The organism is Pseudomonas sp. C2.3V (genome assembly GCF_058536325.1).
Window position 1 is genome coordinate 3192376 of record NZ_JBZUBN010000001.1, and the last position, 19062, is coordinate 3211437.

The window sequence follows — 19062 nt, forward strand, 5'->3', positions numbered from 1 at the left end:
CTGCTGGTCGGCTCGCTATACTTTGAATTCAACTTACGAAGGGAATTTTCGTGCGCCGGCTCAGGACCGCCATCTGTTTGTTTGCCAGCGTTATGCTGGCTTTCCTGTATGCCTCGTTTCCTGCAGCTGCCGACGAAATGGCGGCATGGTCACGCCTGGATGATCCAGAGGGTAGCCTGCAGCTGAGCGATGTGCGTGAGCGACTTTCTGAGTTCAGATCGCTCCCGGGCCAGGAAACCCATCGTCCGGCTGATGAAGGGGCAATCTGGCTCTATACTCGCCTGCCCGCCTCGGATGCCTCACGCGTTCTACGGGCCATTGCACCAAACGTGGCATATATCGATTTTTATGCCCTGAGTGATGGCAGGACCCTGTCCCTCAATCGAACCGGCATCGCGCGCCCCGGTAACTACCGTGAGCAGCCCAGCCGCGACTTTCTGTTTACCCTGCCGAGTACCGCCGGTCCGCTGGACGTTTTTGTCCGCATGGAAAGCCGAAGTCCGATTCGCGCCTTCCTGAAGATTGCACCCAATGCCGAGATCACCATCGCCTTCCGGCTGCTGATGTTCGGCACGCTGCTGGGCTGCCTGTGCATGCTCATGATCTTCAACATGATGCAGCTCTTCTACCGGCGCAGCAGTACCGGTATTGCCCTGACCATTCTGCTCGGCCTGCAGATGGTGGCCGCCTTTAACATCTTCGGCCTGGCCAGCATGATTCTGGTCGAAAAGCTCTACCTGACGCCGTTGCTGATGGATCTCTCTACCCTGGCAACGATGGCGTGTGCGCTCTATTTTACCAGCGCCTTCTTTAACGGCCAGCAGCTGCCATTACGCCTGCAGCTGGTGCTTTATGTCGAGTTCATCGCGCTTGTACTGGCGGCCGCGTTCCTGATTCTGACCAAGGACGTATACATCGGCGAGGTGCTTTACAGCCTCATCGGCCTAAGTGTTTTCACCCTTTTCGCCATCAGTGTCAAATACTGGCAACAGGGCTTCAAGCCCGCACGCTGGCTGGCACTGGCCTATCTGCTGGCCATCATTGCGGGTGGTTTGGCCCTGCCCCGCATGATGGGTTACTGGTCCTCACCAGAATGGCTGGGACGCGCACTGGTCATGGTCAGCGTGATTACCGGCTTTCTGTTTACGGTGGCCGTAGGCGAGCGCCAGCGTTATCTGCTTGAAAAGCACTTCCTGATGAGCCGTGACCAAGCCGCCAACACGGCTGAAATCAAGGGCAAGGCAGACTTCCTGGCACGCATGAGCCACGAAATACGCACCCCTATGAACGGTGTATTGGGCATGACCGAGCTGCTTTTAGGCACCGCTATGTCACCCAAGCAACGGGATTATGTCCAGACCATTCACAGCGCAGGTAATGAGCTGCTTAGCCTGATCAATGAAATTCTGGATATATCAAGGCTCGAGTCTGGCCAGATCGAACTGGAAGATGTCCAATTCGACTTCAATGCGCTGATCGAGGATAGTCTTGATATTTTCAGAGCCAAGGCCGAGCATCGACAGGTTGAACTGATCAGCTTTATCCAGCCCCAGGTGCCGCGCATGATGACGGGTGACCCGACGCGTCTGCGCCAGGTGTTGCTAAGCCTGCTGGATAATGCCTTCCAGCGGACTGAAATAGGCGAGATCCTGCTGGTGGTGGCTCTGGAAGGTCAGGGAACGCCAAACCCTCGCCTGCGTATCGCCGTTCAGGACAGCGGTACGCCCCTGGAGCCTGAGGCCCGTAACCGCCTGGTTTCCAGCACGTTGGACAGCCGGGAGTTTCTGGCAGCTGGTGTATCGGGTGCCCATCGGGGTCTTGCGATCACGCAGCGTCTGATCATGCTGATGAAGGGTGAGCTGGGTATCGAAAGCGGCGCTGAAGCTGGCTCGACCGTCTGGCTTACCCTTCCCGTTCCACAAGGCCTTCTGGATAATCCCGGCGCTGATCTCGACCGTCCCTTGCATGGTGTCCGCCTGCTGGTGGTCGACGATAACGAAACCTGCCGCAAGGTTCTCCAGCTGCAATGCAGTGCCTGGGGCATGAACGTCACCCTGGCGGCTTCCGGGCGGGAAGCCCTGGCACTCCTGCGTACCAAGGCGAACCTGCAGGAATATTTCGATGTCGTGCTGCTGGATCAGGAGATGCCAGGCATGACCGGCATGCAACTGGCCGCACGGATCAACGAAGATCCCAACCTGAGCCATGATCTGCTACTGATCATGCTGACCGGTATCACTAACGCGCCCAGCAAGATCATTGCACGCAACGCGGGTATCAAGCGTGTCCTGACCAAGCCTGTAGCAGGCTACACGCTGAAGGCCACACTGGCCGATGAACTCTCCCGACGCAGCCAGCCGCTGGGCGAGACGCCTCGAGAGACCCAGTCGGCGCCTCTGCCAAACGACCTCAAGGTTCTGGTTGCCGAGGACAACATCATCTCAACCAAGGTTATTCGCGGCATGTTGAAAAAGATTAACATCGAGCCGGATACAGCCACAAATGGCCTCGAAGCCCTGGCAGCCATGCAACAAACCCAGTATGACCTCGTATTGATGGACTGCGAGATGCCGGAAATGGACGGCTTTACGGCAACCGAACGCATGCGTGCGTGGGAGGCGCGCGAGAACCGCCCACGAACACCCATTGTGGCGCTGACGGCGCATATCCTTTCCGAACACAAGGAGCGCGCCCAGGAAGCCGGAATGGATGGTCATATGGCCAAGCCTGTGGAGTTGTCTCAATTGCGTGACCTTGTGCAGTTCTGGGCTGGCGAACGTGAGCGAGGCGAAACAAAGAAGTAAGGTGGCAGCTACGTGACTTCTTCACCATGTAGCTGCCTGACTCGTCCAATAGGCTGCTTATAATTCATCCAAATAACAACCCAAGCCAGGCGCCCCAAAAAAGGGCCGCCTGGTTTTTCGTATTCACCCAGAGCACCAAAAGAAGGCAGCACGTCTACTACGCCGCCAGCGTTTGAGTATGAAAGTCCAGTCAAATCAGAGGCTGTGGCAGTTTGGCATGGATAGTGAAATGCATCGATTAAAGCCGAAAAGGCTTACCCACAATCGAGCACGATCATCCAGGAGCCATGCATGAAGCGCCGTCCCCTACTCAAGACAACGTTGGCCGCTAGCGCCCTGCTGTTCAGCGGACTTTTCCCTTTCAGCGCTGCGCACGCCGCCGACACCATTAAGGTCGGTATTCTGCACTCCCTGTCCGGCACCATGGCGATCTCCGAAACATCGCTCAAAGACATGGCGCTGATGACCATCGATGAAATCAATGCCAAGGGCGGCGTAAACGGTAAAAAGCTTGAGCCGGTGGTGGTTGACCCTGCTTCCAACTGGCCATTGTTTGCAGAAAAAGCACGCCAACTACTGACTCAGGACAAGGTAGCCGTGGTATTTGGCTGCTGGACCTCCGTCTCTCGCAAATCCGTATTACCGGTTTTTGAAGAGCTGAACGGCATGTTGTTCTACCCCGTTCAGTATGAGGGCGAGGAAATGTCGCCCAACGTGTTCTATACCGGCGCAGCGCCCAATCAGCAGGCCATTCCGGCAGTGGAATACCTGATGAGCGAGGATGGTGGTGCCGCCAAGCGCTTTTTCCTGCTGGGCACCGATTACGTCTATCCTCGTACCACGAACAAGATCCTCCGCGCCTTCCTGCATAGCAAGGGTATAGACGACAAGGATATCGAAGAGGTCTATACCCCCTTTGGTCATAGCGACTACCAGACCATCGTTGCCAATATCAAAAAGTTCTCTGCCGGCGGCAAGACCGCTGTGGTCTCGACCATCAACGGCGATTCCAACGTGCCCTTTTACAAGGAACTGGCCAACCAGGGGTTGAAGGCAACAGACGTACCGGTAGTGGCTTTCTCGGTGGGTGAAGAAGAGCTGCGTGGTATTGATACGGCGCCACTGGTCGGTCATCTGGCAGCCTGGAACTACTTTCAGTCCGTCGAAAATCCGGTCAACGAGAAATTCGTATCCGACTGGAAGGCCTATGCCAAGGCCCATAACCTTCCCAACGCCGCTACAGCTGTCACCAATGACCCGATGGAAGCGACCTACGTAGGTATCCACATGTGGGCGCAGGCCGTCGAGAAGGCCAAATCGACCGATGTGGACAAGGTCCGTGATGCGCTGGCTGATCAGAGCTTCCAGGCTCCCTCCGGCTACACCCTGACCATGGACAAGACCAATCATCACCTCCATAAGCCGGTCATGATCGGCGAGATCCAGGATGACGGTCAGTTCAGTGTGGTCTGGCAGACCGAAGGTCCCATCCGCGCACAGCCCTGGAGCCCTTATATCACCGGCAATGACAAGAAGCCGAATCATCCAGTCAAGGGTACGTTTTAACGCATGAGTTGATAACGCGTCGCGGGCATTGGGGAACCTTTCGCTTGCCAGTGTCTGCTTCGCCACGAAGCGCCCGAGGGTGCAGCCCCTGCACACACGAGAGAAAACATGCGCCTGGTTTCCTTTTTATTGACTGCCTTGCTGCTGAGCGCTACCGGCTTGGCCTGCGCCGGCCCGGCCAGTGACTTCGCCGCCGCCAGCAGCGCCGAACAGATCAAGCTACTACAAGCCTGGTCGGCTGAGCCCAGCCCTGACCGCTTACCTTTTCTACAAGCCCTGCAGGACAACACCGTAGTCATCGACGATGAAAAGCACGTGTTCTACAAGGGCGGCAATACACTGCATGCCGCAGAAGGTGACTCTACAGTAGCGCCTGTCGGCACGCCGAAAAGCTTCCGCTTGAACAACCGGCTCCGGGTCTTGATCAGCAATGCCCTGGCGAGCCACCAGCTCCTGTCCGACGATGCTTCGGCACGTCTGCACGCCGCACAGGCATTACGGCAGGAAGCCAAGCCAGAACAGCGTATGCTGCTCGAACAGCGCCTGCATATCGAGGCAGATGAAAACGTCAAACAGGCGTTGAGCCTTGCCCTGGCCAACCTACAGTTGACCGATCCTGATCCTGCCGTGCGTTTGGCTGCGGTGCGCCTGCTGGGCGATACCGGTGAGCCCCAGGCACGCACTCGCCTGCAGGCGCTGACCAATCCCGCCAACGAGACCGACGCCAATGTACGCAAGGCCGCAGCAACCAGTCTGCAACAGGTGGAACGTCGCCTGCTGATCGGTGATCTGCTTGGACAGGCCTTTACCGGCCTTTCCCTGGGCTCGATTCTGCTATTGGCAGCCTTGGGCCTTGCCATCACGTACGGACTGCTGGGTGTGATCAATATGGCCCATGGCGAGATGCTGATGCTGGGCGCCTACTCCACGTACGTGGTTCAACTGCTATTCCAGCGTCTGGCGCCCGATTGGCTCGCGTTTTATCCACTGCTGGCTCTGCCTGTGGCATTTCTTATCACGGCGGTCATTGGCATGGCACTGGAACGTACCGTGATCCGCCATCTGTACGGTCGCCCGCTTGAAACCCTGCTGGCTACCTGGGGCATCAGCCTGATGTTGATCCAGCTAATGCGCGTCGTGTTCGGGGCCCAAAACGTGGAAGTGGCAAATCCGGCATGGCTCTCGGGCGGTATCCAGGTCTTGCCGAATCTGCTGCTGCCATATAACCGGCTGATCATCATTGGTTTTGTAATTGCGGTTCTGGTTCTCACCTGGAGTCTGCTCAATATGACCCGGCTAGGCTTGAATATCCGCGCCGTGACGCAGAACCGCAACATGGCAGCCTGCTGCGGCGTGCCGACCGGGCGCATCGACATGCTGGCATTTGGCCTAGGCTCGGGTATTGCCGGCCTGGGTGGCGTGGCGCTGTCGCAGGTTGGCAACGTCGGACCTGACCTGGGTCAGGGCTACATTATCGACTCCTTTCTGGTCGTGGTGCTTGGCGGGGTTGGCCAGCTGGCTGGAAGCGTCATGGCTGCGTTCGGCCTGGGCATTGCCAACAAGATTCTCGAACCACAGATCGGCGCAGTACTGGGCAAGATCCTGATCCTCGCGCTGATCATCCTGTTTATCCAGAAGCGCCCCCAAGGCCTCTTCGCTCTCAAAGGGAGGGTTATCGATTGAACCAGCCCCTGACCATTACGCTTGCGCAAAAAGCCGGCCCGCGCTGGACCCTGGCCCTTGGCGGATTAGCCCTGGTTGGCCTGCTTGCCTTGCCGCTTCTCTCCTTGCTACCGGCCGACAACCCATTACAGGTGTCGGCTTATACCCTGACACTGGTAGGCAAGATTCTCTGCTATGCCATCGTGGCGCTTGCTCTGGACCTGGTCTGGGGATACGCCGGACTGCTGTCGCTCGGCCACGGCCTGTTCTTCGCCCTGGGCGGCTACGCGATGGGCATGTACCTGGTACGCCAGTCTGCCGGAGAAGGCGTCCCGGCCTTCATGTCGTTTCTGTCCTGGACGGAAATCCCTTGGTTCTGGGCGGGTACGCAGCACTTTCTGTGGGCGCTGTGCCTGGTCGTGCTTGCACCTGGTGTGCTTGCCTTTGTGTTTGGTTTTTTTGCCTTTCGCTCACGCATCAAGGGTGTGTACTTTTCGATCATGACCCAGGCGTTGACCTTTGCCGGCATGCTGCTGTTCTTTCGCAACGAGACTGGTTTTGGAGGCAATAACGGATTTACCGGCTTTACTACCCTGCTCGGCTTCCCGATCGCCTCACCGGGCATGCGTGCCATGCTTTTCCTGCTGACAGTCGCCCTGCTTGTAGGCAGTCTGCTCCTGGGCTGGCAACTCGCACGCAGTAAATTCGGCCGCATTCTTACCGCCATCCGCGATGCGGAGAACCGCGTCATGTTCTGCGGCTACGATCCACGCGGCTTCAAACTGTTCGTCTGGACGCTATCGGCGGTGCTTTGTGGTCTGGCGGGTGCGCTGTACGTACCTCAGGTGGGCATTATCAACCCGAGCGAAATGGCTCCGACCAATTCCATAGAGGCTGCCATCTGGGTGGCTCTGGGCGGCCGAGGTACGCTGATTGGCCCGATTGTTGGTGCGGGCATCGTCAATGGTGCCAAGAGCTGGTTCACCGTTGCCTTTCCCGAGTACTGGCAGTTCTTTCTGGGCCTGCTGTTCATCGTAGTAACCCTCTATCTTCCCAAGGGCGTGATCGGACTGATCCGTAAGGATAAAGACCTATGAAAGCCGCTCCTGTACCTGAGCTGCTCGATGTCTCCCTAGGCAGCGAATCGAGCGGGCTGGGCCACAGTGTTACAGGCGGTCTCGACACCCGCCACGGCACGATTCTTACGCTAGAGGACATCAGTGTCAGCTTCGATGGATTCAAGGCGCTAAATGACCTGACGCTTTACATCGGCGTGGGAGAACTGCGCTGCATCATCGGGCCCAATGGTGCCGGCAAGACGACCCTGATGGACGTCATCACCGGCAAGACCCGCCCCGATACTGGCAAGGCCTACTTTGGCGAAACCCTGGACCTGACACAGATGAGCGAGGTGCAAATCGCTCAGGCAGGCATCGGTCGGAAGTTTCAGAAGCCTACGGTATTCGAAGCGCTTACCGTGTATGAAAACCTGGAGTTGGCACAAAAGGCCGACAAGTCTGTCTGGGCCAGCTTGCGAGCAACGCTTAGTGGTGAGCAGAAGGAGCGACTCGAAGACATCTTGACCACGATCCGCCTGAGCGAATCGCGTCATCGACCGGCCGGGTTGCTCTCCCATGGGCAGAAGCAGTTCCTGGAAATCGGCATGCTACTGACGCAGGAGCCCCAGTTACTCCTGCTGGACGAACCGGTAGCCGGCATGACAGATGCCGAAACCGAGTTTACGGCGGAACTGTTCAAGTCGCTGGCTCGCCAGCATTCGCTCATGGTGGTGGAGCATGACATGGGCTTTGTCGACACCATCGCTGACCATGTCACCGTGCTGCACCAAGGGCATGTTCTGGCAGAGGGCTCGCTTGCCGAAGTACAGGCCAATGAGCAGGTCATCGAGGTCTATCTAGGTCGATGAAAGCGCCCCATAGCGTGGATCAAGCCCAGCAATGCTGTGCAGCTGGCAATTGATGAGTAGGTATCGCCCTTCTCGCTCATGCGTCCATAAGGAACAACGATGCTTCAGGTTAACGAACTTCATCAGTATTACGGTGGTAGCCACATCCTGCGCGGCCTGTCCTTTGAGGCAAGAGTTGGCGAAGTCACGTGTCTGCTGGGCCGAAACGGCGTTGGCAAGACAACGCTGCTCAAGTGCCTGATAGGTCTTCTCCCCTCAAAACAGGGAAGCGTGACCTGGGAAGGCAATGTGATTACTTCGCTCAAGCCACACCAGCGGATTCATGCCGGTGTCGCCTATGTACCGCAGGGTCGTGAGATTTTCCCTAGGCTTACCGTAGAGGAAAATCTGCTGATGGGCCTGTCTCGCTTCCCGGCCGGACAAGCCAAGGAAGTCCCTGATTTTATCTATGAGCTGTTCCCTGTTCTCAAGCAGATGAAGCATCGTCGAGGGGGAGACCTCTCTGGTGGTCAGCAGCAACAGCTCGCCATTGGCCGCGCCCTGGCCAGCCAACCGCGCCTGCTGATTCTTGATGAGCCCACCGAAGGGATTCAGCCGTCCGTTATCAAGGAGATCGGTACGGTCATCAAGCGTTTGGCGGCCAAGGGCGACATGGCCATCCTGCTGGTGGAGCAATTTTATGATTTTGCCGCCGAATTGGCCGATCACTATCTTGTGATGTCTCGTGGGGAAATCATCCAGCGCGGCCAGGGTACACAGATGGAGGCCGACGGCGTACGCGGTCTGGTCGCCATTTGAAAACCGCTTGCCAGAGCACCCACGCGGCATGCCATGATCCCGCAGTTCAGCGTAATGATGCTGACGGTAAACCAAAACAGATAAGAACCGATGAACGCACCAATTACATCCGCCCTGTTTACCCCTGCCTGGCAGGCCGAGCTGGAGCTGGCCTATGCGCGCCAAGATGACTGGACGCGTCCAGTCATGCGGCGGCATGCCGGTCCACTGCGGGTGCAGAAGCATTTGCACGCGGAGGGGCCGGAGGTGTGCCAGCACATCATTGTTCACCCACCTGGCGGTATTGCTGGCGGAGATCGCCTGGCAATCAGTGCTCGTGTCGGTGAGCAGGCCTGGGCGCAACTGACCAGTCCGGGTGCCGCCAAGTGGTATTGCGCGACAGGCCCGGCTCATCAGTGTCTCACAGTCGCCGTCGAGTCCGGCGCCACGCTGGAATGGCTACCTCAGGAAACCATTGTCTTCTCGGGTGCGCAGGCCGAGCTAGCTACCCGTATCAATCTTGAAGGTGACGCCCGCCTTTTTTACTGGGACATGGTTGCCCTGGGTCGCCCCGCCAGCCAAGAGCGCTTTGCTACAGGACACTTCCAGTCTCATCTGGACATCTACCGCGACGGCCATCTGCTATGGCATGAGCGTCAGCGCATTGCCGGAGGCGACCGTTTACTGGAATCGCCTATTGGACTCGCCGGATATCCTGTCTTCTCCACGCTGATCGTGACCGGCGATATTGACGAATCCCTGCTACAGGCCTGCCGCGCCCTGCCGTGCCAGGGCCGTGGCGATCTCTCACAACTCCCTGGCCTGCTGGTAGCTCGTTGTCTTGCCCATGAGGCGTTGGCGGCACGTGCCTGGCTGATCGAACTCTGGACGCTGTTACGCCCTGCCCTGCTAGGCCGCCGCGCCGTCTCTCCTCGCATCTGGAGCACCTAATGGATTTGACACCTCGCGAAAAAGACAAACTATTGATTTTCACTGCCGGTCTTGTGGCTGAACGGCGTCTGGCCAGGGGCCTCAAGCTCAATTATCCCGAGGCCATGGCCTTTATATCGGCCGCCCTGCTCGAAGGCGCCCGGGACGGCCAGACGGTAGCCGAGCTGATGCACTACGGCACCACGCTGCTTACCCGCGAACAGGTCATGGAAGGGGTTCCGGAAATGATTCCAGACATCCAGGTGGAAGCTACCTTTCCCGACGGGACCAAGCTTGTAACCGTACACCAACCGATTGCCTGAGGCTGTTATGACGTGCTCTATCGCTCCTGCCCACGAATCCGATCTGCCTGGCATTCTGGCCATCTACAACGACGCCGTAGAAAACACCACGGCGATCTGGAACGAGACCCTGGTCGATCTGGCCAACCGCCGCGCCTGGCTGGCAGACCGCACCGCCCAGGGGTTTCCCGTACTGGTTGCCCGTGATGCTGCCGGTGAGGTAGTCGGCTATGCCAGTTATGGCACCTGGCGAACCATTGAGGGTTTCCGTCATACCGTCGAGCATTCGGTATACGTCCGCAGCGATCAGCGTGGTCAGGGCATCGGGCCCATGTTGATGAAAGCGCTGATCGAGTATGCCCGCAAGGCCAATCTACACATGATGGTAGCGGCTATCGAGAGCGGTAATACCGCGTCGATCCGCCTACATGAGCGACTGGGTTTCGTAACGACCGGCCAGATGCCGGAAGTGGGCCGCAAGTTCGATCGGTGGCTGGACCTTACATTCATGCAACTCAAACTGGAGTCCCATCATGGTTGACGTCACCCTTGAACGCGTCGGTGCAGAGGCATTTCAACACTACAGGCGGGGCTTAGGCGACCTTTTGCGTGACTGTGTTGCAGGCGGCGCCTCGATCGGGTTTCTGGCTGATCTGAGCGATGCCGAAGTTGACGCATATCTGGATAACGTTCAACAGGACATCGCAGATGGCGGCCTTCATCTCTGGGTTGCGCTGTTAGGTGACCGGACGGTGGCCGGTAGCGTGCAACTGGCGCCAGCGACCAAACGCAATGGCCTCAAGCGCGCCGAAGTACAAAAGTTGATGGTACTACGTGGCGCTCGGCGGCACGGCATCGCACATCGGCTGATGATCACGCTGGAAAGCGCTGCATTGGACATGGGGCGCACCCTGCTCTACCTCGATACGCTGGCGGGTTCAGGCGCCGAACAGCTCTATCAATACCGAGGATATCAGCGTGTCGGGGAAATCCCGGATTATGCCGCGAACCCCGACGGTACCTATCACCCGACCGCCCTTTACTACAAGCAGCTCAGGAGCCTCTCATGATCCCTGGCGAATACCAGATCAAAGACGGCGATATAGAACTCAATGCCGGTCGTCGAACCTTGAGCCTGACGGTAGCCAACACGGGGGATCGCCCTGTCCAGGTCGGCTCTCACTATCACTTCTTCGAAACCAACGATGCCCTCGCCTTTGACCGTGAGCAGGCCCGTGGCATGCGCCTGAACATTCCGGCGGGTACGGCAGTACGCTTCGAGCCGGGTCAGTCACGCGATATAGAGCTGGTGGAGCTGGCAGGCGACCGTATCGTGTATGGCTTTGCTGGCCGTGTGATGGGCCATTTATAACGCGCAGCTCCGATGCAATGAATATCAGTCTTGATGATGGGTATTGCTTCGCACCTTCCATCCCATTGCCAGGATGGTCAAGGCGCGCCGCCTGAAGGCAGTAATACCCCCTACCAACCCACACCCGAAACACAGAACGGGACCGGCGCTGCGCCCCCCTTCCCTACACGATCAGGATGAGTGATATGAAGATTTCACGCCAAGCCTATGCCGACATGTTCGGTCCCACTACGGGCGACAAGGTGCGTCTGGCGGATACGGACCTGTGGATTGAGGTCGAGCACGATCACACCGTTTACGGTGAAGAGGTCAAGTTCGGGGGCGGCAAGGTCATCCGCGACGGCATGGGCCAGAGTCAGCGCTGCGCAGCCGACGTGGTCGACACGGTGATCACCAATGCGCTGATTCTTGACCACTGGGGAATCGTGAAGGCGGACGTCGGCCTCAAGAATGGCCGTATTGCAGCCATCGGCAAGGCAGGCAACCCGGACATCCAGCCGGGAGTAACGATTGCTATTGGTGGCGCAACAGAGGTCATCGCTGGGGAAGGCATGATCCTCACAGCAGGCGGCATCGATAGTCACATTCACTTCATCTGTCCGCAGCAGATCGAAGAGGCCCTCATGAGTGGTGTGACTACCATGATCGGCGGAGGCACAGGCCCAGCGACAGGCACCAATGCGACTACCGTAACGCCCGGCCCCTGGCATATGGCGCGTATGCTGCAGGCGGCAGATGCCTTCCCGATGAACATCGGTTTTACCGGCAAAGGCAATGTGAGCGTCTCCGAACCGCTAATAGAGCAGATCAAGGCTGGTGCTATTGGCCTTAAGTTGCATGAGGACTGGGGCACGACACCGGCAGCTATCGACAACTGCCTTGCAGTGGCTGACCAGTACGATATCCAGGTTGCAATCCATACCGATACGCTGAATGAGTCTGGCTTTGTCGAGACAACCCTGGGCGCATTCAAAGACCGCACCATTCACACTTATCACACTGAAGGTGCAGGTGGTGGACACGCGCCGGATATCATCAAAGCCTGCGGTTTCCCCAATGTGCTGCCCAGTTCCACCAATCCAACCCGGCCGTTTACCAAGAACACCATTGATGAGCACCTGGACATGCTCATGGTCTGCCATCATCTCGACCCAAGCATCGCTGAAGACGTAGCCTTCGCCGAGAGCCGTATCCGCCGCGAGACCATTGCTGCCGAGGATATCCTCCATGACCTGGGCGCGTTTTCAATGATCAGCTCTGACAGCCAGGCCATGGGCCGGGTAGGCGAGGTCATAACCCGTACCTGGCAAACCGCCGACAAGATGAAGAAGCAGCGTGGCGCCTTGCCTGAAGACGGCCCCGGCAACGATAACTTCCGCGCCAAACGCTATATTGCTAAGTATACCATCAACCCAGCCATTACCCATGGCGTCAGCCATGAAGTGGGCTCCATCGAAGTGGGTAAATGGGCGGACCTGGTCTTGTGGCGCCCGGCCTTCTTTGGCGTGAAACCCTCATTGATCCTAAAAGGCGGTGCCATTGCGGCGAGCCTGATGGGTGACGCCAATGCCTCTATCCCTACCCCACAGCCGGTTCACTATCGACCTATGTTCGCAAGCTACGCCGGTGCGCGTCACGCCACAAGCCTGACCTTTATCAGTCAGGCGGCCTGTGACGCAGGTGTGCCTGCCCAGTTAGGCCTCAAGAAGCAGATTGGCGTCGTAAAGGGCTGCCGTACGGTGAAGAAAACCGACCTGATCCATAACGGCTATTTACCCACCATCGAAGTCGATCCGCAGAATTATCAAGTCAAAGCGGATGGACAGCTGTTGTGGTGCGAGCCGGCAGAAGTATTGCCCATGGCACAGCGGTATTTCCTGTTTTGATCAAGGTCTTGCGGAAGGCCCAAGGCAGCGTTACCGCTTCTGAACGATAACGCTGCCTTGGATAAACGGAATTACTTGCTGGCGGCGTCGATGGCCTTCTGCAGGTTTTCCGTATCGGTCGCGCCGGGAATAACGGTCACGTTGTCTGCAGTTGCGCCCTTGGTCGGCATGACTACGAACGTAGGCGTACCCTGGATCTGCATCTTGCTGCCTAGGTCCATGTTGGCCTGGATCTGGGACTCTAGCGCCTTCGCGTCAGCCTTGACATCGGCCAGCTTCAGATCAACGGCTTTCAGAGCCTTCTCCACGTCCTGCTCGGTCAGCTTGCCCTCGTTCTTGCCGGTTGCAAACAGACCGTTGTGGTACTTCAGGTAAGCCTCGCCGCCCTTCTTGGCATACACATACTGACCGGCTTCCGCCGCCAGGATGGACGCAGGCCAGCGAGCACCAAAGACTGGAAATTCCTTGAAGATGAAGCGAACGTTGGGGTTCGCCTTGATCAGCCTTTCGACCGTTTCGGACATGTGATAGCAATAGATGCACTGGTAATCGAAAAACTCGACGATCGCTACCTTGGCATCCTTCGGCCCTACGGCAGGCGTCTTGGCATCGTTGAGCAAGGCATCGGCGGAAGCTACGGCACCCACGGTCAGCTGACTGATCTGCTCTTCCTGTTGCTTCTGCTGCAACGCCTGGCTGACCTGAACCAGCACCTCAGGGTGCTTGATCAGATAATCCGCGGCAATCTTGCCAATCGCATCCTGCTGGCTGGCATTGAAACCGCCAACACTGCTATCGGCGTGGGCAAAGGGAGCGCAGGCCAGAACCAATGCTGCAAGAGCTGATTTGGCACGCAGCGTCCGACCTTTGAAATTCTGCATCTGTGGTTCCTTGGCTATGAACGAGGGGAAATAGCACTCCGCCGGTGGGCGGAAAGCTCATGATCGTACCGCATGCCGAGGCCTTTACAAAAACAGGTTGAATGGAACAGGCACAAACCTGAGGCATTCGGCACACCTGAAAGCAATCCAGCAGAATGCCTTGGGACAGCTGGTCGCCTTCAACTGACGTTTGCCATGAATGAGAGTCCGAATGGTTTTAGCGAGGTAAATGTAAATGACTGATCAAGCTGACTTCATCCGGATAGTGAAGAGCGAAGTGCTCTCCGAAGGCTTCTCCGTACTCAAGACAAACACCTTCGACTACCGCCGCCGTAACGGCCAATGGCAACAGCTGACCCGAGAGACCTACGATGCAGGCGACAGCACTACCGTGCTCCTCTATAACCGGGCGCAGCGGACCGTTGTGCTCACCCGGCAATTTCGCTTTCCTGCCTTCGTCAATGGCGTAACCGATGGCATGCTATTAGAGACACCCGCCGGAAAGCTGGATCAGGACTCGCCTGAGGAGCGGATCAAGGCTGAAGTTCTTGAAGAAACCGGCTATGAGATCAGACAGCCTGCTCCGCTGTTCGAGGCTTACTCGACGCCCGGTTCGGTCACTGAAAAGCTGTCATTCTTCACGGCGGAATATGATCCTGAACGCCGTCAATCTCGGGGTGGTGGTGTAGAAGATGAAGGCGAAGATATCGAAGTACTGGAGATACGCTTCGATGAAGCGCTAAGCCTGATTGAGCAAGGCCGCATCAAGGACATGAAAACGATCGTCCTGCTCTATCATGCAGCCTTGTATCTATTCAAAAGCACGGAATGAGCAGGCCTCACAGAGGACAGGCAGCACGCTCAACGTAGCTGGCTGTCCTTACTGCCGCGTCGGTTATAGCCGCTGAATCTGGCCTGCTCCTTGTCGTGCGCGGCCTGACAGTTAACGCACAAGCGCACGCCCTTTACTGCCTGGCGTCGAGCCTCGGGAATAACCGCATCGCACTCTTCGCAGTGCGTCAGGCTTTCACCACGCCCCATCTGGCTTCGAGCGCGCTGGATAGCATCTTCAATGGTGCTGTCGATCTGCTCTTGAACCGCCCCGTCGTTTGCCCAACCACTGGCCATAGGACTCTCCCATTAGCTGTGAGACATCCTGTTGATATGGGTACATCTGCACCTATAACAAGAGGCCAGCGCAACGTCATTTGCCGTAGCCGACCAATGACATCCTACGACTCGTTTACACCAGATCTGCTCGTGTCAGCTCACTTTTGAGATAGGCGTAATAAATAGGCGCAGCCACAAGTCCTGGTAGGCCGAAAGCCGATTCAAAAACCAGCATGGCTAACAGTAATTCCCAGGAGCGGGCCTTGATTTGCCCTCCGACAATGCGCGCATTAAGGAAATACTCAAGCTTGTGGATAGCGACCAGATAGCACCCTACGGATACTGCCACCCACAGCGAAACCGACAGCCCTACGATCAGAATCAGGGTATTAGAGAGCAAATTCCCGATCACGGGCAGCAGCCCCAGAATGAAGGTCGCTACGATCATTGTCTTGATCAGGGGTAAGTGGATGCCACAGAGCGGCAACACACCCGCAAGAAAGACGGCTGTTAGAATGGTATTGATAAAGGAGATCTTTACCTGGGCAAATACCACGTTGCGAAATGCCTCTGACAGCAGCGCCACACGGTCCAGCAGCGCAGTGGACAGCGGACGTTCCTGGGCTCTGCTGCGCTTGCGCTGCAAAGCAACGGCAGCGCCCAGGATCAGGCCAATTACGAGGGTGACAAACGTGTGTATGGCATCTTTGCCAATGGTCTGCAGCTCACCCAGGTGAGCACCTAGCCACTCATTGACCGAGTGACGAAAATCTTCGGCGCTGGCGGGCAGGTATTTATCGAGCGCCATCGGAAGTTGCCCACGGGCACGCTCGGTGAGCGCCATGAATTTATCGATCAGACTGCCCGGATTGCGAACTTCATGCAGTACAAAACTGATCGCGCCCGCAAAGAACACGGCCAGTACACAGACAACCAGGGTCACCAGCAGGGCTACCGCTACGATACGGGCACGATCACCGGAAATAAGCCCCTGCAGGCGAGGCTCCAGCATATTGGCCAGTTCAAAGACCAGCAGACCGGCAAACAGACTGGGGACCAATCCAAGCGGAAAAACCAACATGAGGCTGGCCAGAATAACGAACCAGCTACCCAGAAGAATCTGACGAGGCGTAAATACGGGCATGATGTCCTATGCGTTGTAAGGCAGCCTCAAGGAGGCAATCCATTCCATCAATCATTATCGTAAAACAGAGGTGACTGCGGCTCTTGCGCAAACTCTATTGTGCCCTGTTAAGGGCCCGCGCGGGAAATACCGTTCATGTCTGGGTCTTTCAAAATTCGACGGCATGACGCCTAAAGCCACTACAAAATGAAGGGTTGCTCTATACTACGCGTTTCCCTTTCAGAGGCTTTGCCACGTGTTCGCCGGTCTCGCTCATTTTCGTCAAACGTACCTTGTCCGCTTCTGGGCTCCCCTTCCGACACTGGTCGCCTTGGGTGTCCTTTCGGCGTATTACTTCACGCTCACCCATACGTTCTGGGCCGTCACCGGAGAATTTACCCGTTGGGGAGGACATGTACTGTCCTGGTTCGGCCTCCATCCTGAGGAATGGAGCTATTTCAAGCTCATCGGTTTGCAGGGCACCCCGCTGGACCGGATCGATGGCGTCATGATCGCCGGCATGTTTCTCGGTGCCTTGAGCATGGCGTTGTTCGCAGACAATGTGGGCTGGCGCTGGCCTACCAGTCGTAGGCGCCTGCTGCAGGGATTGATTGGTGGGATCGTTGCAGGCTTCGGTGCTCGCCTGGCCATGGGATGCAATCTGGCAGCCTTTTTTACCGGCATCCCTATGTTTTCCCTGCATGCGTGGGCTTTCATGCTGGCGACTGTCGCGGGAGCCTGGATAGGGGTGAAGCTCAGCCTGCTGCCCTTTCTGAGAGCGCCACTCAAGGTTGGCAAAACCCGCTCATCCCTGCCCTCCCCGGATGCGCTTGCACATCGGGCCAGAACACAGTCCCGCCTGGGCATCACCGTACTGTGTACCGCGGCACTGCTGGCCGCCTGGCGATTCGAGGCCTCCTTTGTATTGGGTATCGCCTGCGTATTCGGACTCTTGTTCGGTACCCTGATCGAGCGGGCCCAGATCTGCTTTACCAGCGCCGCCCGCGACATCTGGACGACCGGCCGCACTTGGGCTGCCCAAGGGATTCTGCTGGGCATGGCGGTTGCGTCCATTGGCACCTTTGGTGCAATTCAGCTGGGCGTTGCGCCCAAGATTTTCTGGATGGGCCCGAACGCCATCATTGGCGGCCTGCTCTTTGGTATCGGCATCGTATTGGCCGGTGGCTGCGAGACCGGCTGGATGTACCGCGCCGTAGAAGGACAGGTGCACTTCTGGGTAGTGGGCCTGGGCAATGTGATTGGCGGTACGTTGGTGGCAGTGTATTGGGACGAGCTGGGTAATGCACTGGCGCTTCCCTATCCCAAAATCGACTTACTGAAAGCCGTCGGCCCTGGCTATGGTTTGCTACTAACCTTTATCGCCCTGCTATTGGTTCAACTCAACGCTCGCCGTTTCGGCACTTCCAGGAGAGCCCATGAGCACACAACCGGATCTGTCTCTCGACCTGAGGGGCGAACACTGCCCCTATAACGCCATCGCTACACTGGAAACCCTGGAAACGATGCAGGCTGGTCAATTGCTCGAAGTCATTACCGACTGTGCGCAGTCGGTACATGGCATTCCAGAGGATACCCAACGCTATGGCTATCTGTGCCGTAGCGTCGAGCAGCATGGCTCGCTGTTCCGCTTCCTGATCGAAGTCCCTGCGGAAAAGGCAGGCCAGACGGCAGCCAGCGTCATCGTGTAGTCAGGAGGCCTCTTTAGAGGCCCCCTTCAATTTACGCCTCGGCAGCCACTCGGTGCGCCATGGCAACACCGGGCCTTATGGCTGAGCCGCCTGACATCAATTCATTCAATGCCGACACCACCTGATCGACAGTGATCGCCTGCATAGACGCCCGGCACTTCTTGCAGGGCAGCCGTGCGCCATTACCCAACGGAGTCTTGCCTTGATACAGATTGATATGGCCCAGGTAACCCGTGACCCGTGGCGAAATAAACTCTGAAAACAGCACAACGGCTGGCGTTGAAACCGCTGCAGCAGCATGGTGCATTCCGCCTTCAGCCCCAACAAAACCCCGGGCGTGAGCCAGTACGGCCGCCGCTTCGCGAAAGCTGGCCGTCACGACATGCCGTACCCCTGGAAGCAGCCGGGTTCCCTCCGGCCCCAACTGCACGAAGTCGAAGCCGCACCGAGCCAGCTGTTCCCAACGCTCCCAGAGCCAGGCCTTGTTGGAATCGGTTACCTTGGTATGGGGCTCAATGACAATCGCGCCCTGGGCATGTTGTCGACCGAACACCAACTCCTGGGCAGAGAAAAATATCTCGCCAGGCACCAGCTCAAAGACCTGCCACTCGCAGACTTTCTTGTTCTTGCGGTAGATATACGGACGGCTCTTGGGTGCGTTGCATATCGTGACGCACCCTGGCTCCGGCTGTTTGAGAATATAGGGATTGTTCTCCCAGATCTCCGACCAGCGCGGCTGCCCCTCACAATCCACGAACACCACTTTCTGCCGTGTCTTTTCATAATGCACGCGGGCCTGACCCGCAGCCATCAGCTCGTCACCCCATCCCATTCGATTTCTCCCGAATGTAATGCCGAACCCAAAATGTGCCAGGAGACTAGCAGGCTCATCCTTAAGATTTGCTTAACCAAACTGCATTCGTAAGCGTTTCGTTAAGCAGACACCTTTCAAGGGTGTAAGCGGGTATTTCCATCGGTTCTGAGCGATGCTGTCGACAGCATCGTCACAGAGT

Annotated in this window: 19 protein-coding genes; 15 read left to right on the forward strand and 4 right to left on the reverse strand. The window is 57.3% G+C overall.

Features of this window, described 5'->3' with window-relative positions; translation table 11 throughout:
• Positions 1-50: 50 nt before the first annotated feature.
• The 12 genes from AC4LF3_RS15245 to ureC all read left to right on the forward strand — a co-directional run bounded on the left by AC4LF3_RS15245 (position 51) and on the right by ureC (position 13226).
• The gene (locus AC4LF3_RS15245; protein ID WP_221740647.1) at positions 51-2804 is read left to right on the forward strand and encodes a hybrid sensor histidine kinase/response regulator; all 2754 of its coding nucleotides are present in this window, start codon (positions 51-53) and stop codon (positions 2802-2804) included.
• Between the two features lie 291 nt (positions 2805-3095).
• Positions 3096-4370 (forward strand): urea ABC transporter substrate-binding protein, encoded by a 1275-nt coding sequence (gene urtA / locus AC4LF3_RS15250; RefSeq protein ID WP_491835668.1) that lies wholly within the window; start codon positions 3096-3098, stop codon positions 4368-4370.
• Between the two features lie 108 nt (positions 4371-4478).
• Complete coding sequence (gene urtB / locus AC4LF3_RS15255; RefSeq protein WP_491835670.1) at positions 4479-6053, forward strand: urea ABC transporter permease subunit UrtB; 1575 nt, start codon at positions 4479-4481, stop codon at positions 6051-6053.
• Positions 6050-7129, forward strand: a complete 1080-nt coding sequence (urtC, locus tag AC4LF3_RS15260) for an urea ABC transporter permease subunit UrtC (RefSeq protein WP_125887781.1) — start codon at positions 6050-6052, stop codon at positions 7127-7129. Before urtB ends, urtC begins: the two co-directional genes overlap by 4 nt.
• Positions 7126-7959, forward strand: coding sequence for an urea ABC transporter ATP-binding protein UrtD (gene urtD / locus AC4LF3_RS15265; RefSeq protein WP_312271439.1), 834 nt, complete (start codon positions 7126-7128; stop codon positions 7957-7959). Before urtC ends, urtD begins: the two co-directional genes overlap by 4 nt.
• A gap of 99 nt (positions 7960-8058) precedes the next feature.
• Positions 8059-8757: an urea ABC transporter ATP-binding subunit UrtE gene (gene urtE, locus AC4LF3_RS15270; RefSeq protein ID WP_312271438.1), complete on the forward strand. Its 699-nt coding sequence runs from the start codon at positions 8059-8061 to the stop codon at positions 8755-8757.
• A 90-nt stretch (positions 8758-8847) separates the two neighbouring features.
• Positions 8848-9687, forward strand: coding sequence for an urease accessory protein UreD (locus AC4LF3_RS15275; protein WP_312271437.1), 840 nt, complete (start codon positions 8848-8850; stop codon positions 9685-9687).
• Entirely contained in the window at positions 9687-9989 is a 303-nt protein-coding gene (locus AC4LF3_RS15280) for an urease subunit gamma (protein ID WP_010795439.1), read from the forward strand. Before AC4LF3_RS15275 ends, AC4LF3_RS15280 begins: the two co-directional genes overlap by 1 nt.
• Positions 9990-9996: 7 nt before the next feature.
• Positions 9997-10509, forward strand: coding sequence for a GNAT family N-acetyltransferase (locus AC4LF3_RS15285; protein WP_286787401.1), 513 nt, complete (start codon positions 9997-9999; stop codon positions 10507-10509).
• Positions 10502-11038 carry a GNAT family N-acetyltransferase gene (locus tag AC4LF3_RS15290; RefSeq protein WP_491835674.1) on the forward strand — a complete coding sequence of 179 codons (537 nt, stop codon included), beginning with the start codon at positions 10502-10504 and terminating at the stop codon, positions 11036-11038. The genes AC4LF3_RS15285 and AC4LF3_RS15290 overlap by 8 nt, the downstream gene beginning before the upstream one ends.
• Positions 11035-11340 carry an urease subunit beta gene (locus tag AC4LF3_RS15295; RefSeq protein ID WP_010795442.1) on the forward strand — a complete coding sequence of 102 codons (306 nt, stop codon included), beginning with the start codon at positions 11035-11037 and terminating at the stop codon, positions 11338-11340. Before AC4LF3_RS15290 ends, AC4LF3_RS15295 begins: the two co-directional genes overlap by 4 nt.
• Before the next feature lie 185 nt (positions 11341-11525).
• A complete protein-coding gene (ureC, locus tag AC4LF3_RS15300) occupies positions 11526-13226 on the forward strand; it encodes an urease subunit alpha (RefSeq protein ID WP_312271436.1) in 1701 nt (566 codons plus the stop codon).
• Positions 13227-13297: 71 nt separating this feature from the next.
• Here ureC and AC4LF3_RS15305 read toward each other — a convergent pair whose 3' ends face one another.
• A complete protein-coding gene (locus AC4LF3_RS15305) occupies positions 13298-14107 on the reverse strand; it encodes a DsbA family protein (protein WP_312271435.1) in 810 nt (269 codons plus the stop codon).
• A gap of 235 nt (positions 14108-14342) precedes the next feature.
• Between AC4LF3_RS15305 and AC4LF3_RS15310 the strand changes: the two genes are divergently transcribed.
• Positions 14343-14939 (forward strand): NUDIX domain-containing protein, encoded by a 597-nt coding sequence (locus AC4LF3_RS15310; RefSeq protein ID WP_491835677.1) that lies wholly within the window; start codon positions 14343-14345, stop codon positions 14937-14939.
• Positions 14940-14968: 29 nt separating this feature from the next.
• Here AC4LF3_RS15310 and AC4LF3_RS15315 read toward each other — a convergent pair whose 3' ends face one another.
• The gene (locus tag AC4LF3_RS15315; protein WP_074825024.1) at positions 14969-15235 is read right to left on the reverse strand and encodes a DksA/TraR family C4-type zinc finger protein; all 267 of its coding nucleotides are present in this window, start codon (positions 15233-15235) and stop codon (positions 14969-14971) included.
• A 115-nt stretch (positions 15236-15350) separates the two neighbouring features.
• Positions 15351-16361, reverse strand: coding sequence for an AI-2E family transporter (locus tag AC4LF3_RS15320; protein ID WP_219653256.1), 1011 nt, complete (start codon positions 16359-16361; stop codon positions 15351-15353).
• Positions 16362-16596: 235 nt separating this feature from the next.
• Here AC4LF3_RS15320 and yedE point away from each other — a divergent pair, with 235 nt between their 5' ends.
• The gene (gene yedE, locus AC4LF3_RS15325; RefSeq protein ID WP_491835679.1) at positions 16597-17832 is read left to right on the forward strand and encodes a selenium metabolism membrane protein YedE/FdhT; all 1236 of its coding nucleotides are present in this window, start codon (positions 16597-16599) and stop codon (positions 17830-17832) included.
• On the forward strand, positions 17777-18049 hold the full coding sequence (gene yedF / locus AC4LF3_RS15330; RefSeq protein ID WP_197870829.1) for a sulfurtransferase-like selenium metabolism protein YedF: 273 nt from the start codon (positions 17777-17779) through the stop codon (positions 18047-18049). The genes yedE and yedF overlap by 56 nt, the downstream gene beginning before the upstream one ends.
• Before the next feature lie 31 nt (positions 18050-18080).
• Here yedF and AC4LF3_RS15335 read toward each other — a convergent pair whose 3' ends face one another.
• A complete protein-coding gene (locus AC4LF3_RS15335) occupies positions 18081-18881 on the reverse strand; it encodes a glycosyltransferase family 9 protein (protein ID WP_219653254.1) in 801 nt (266 codons plus the stop codon).
• Positions 18882-19062 lie beyond the last annotated feature (181 nt).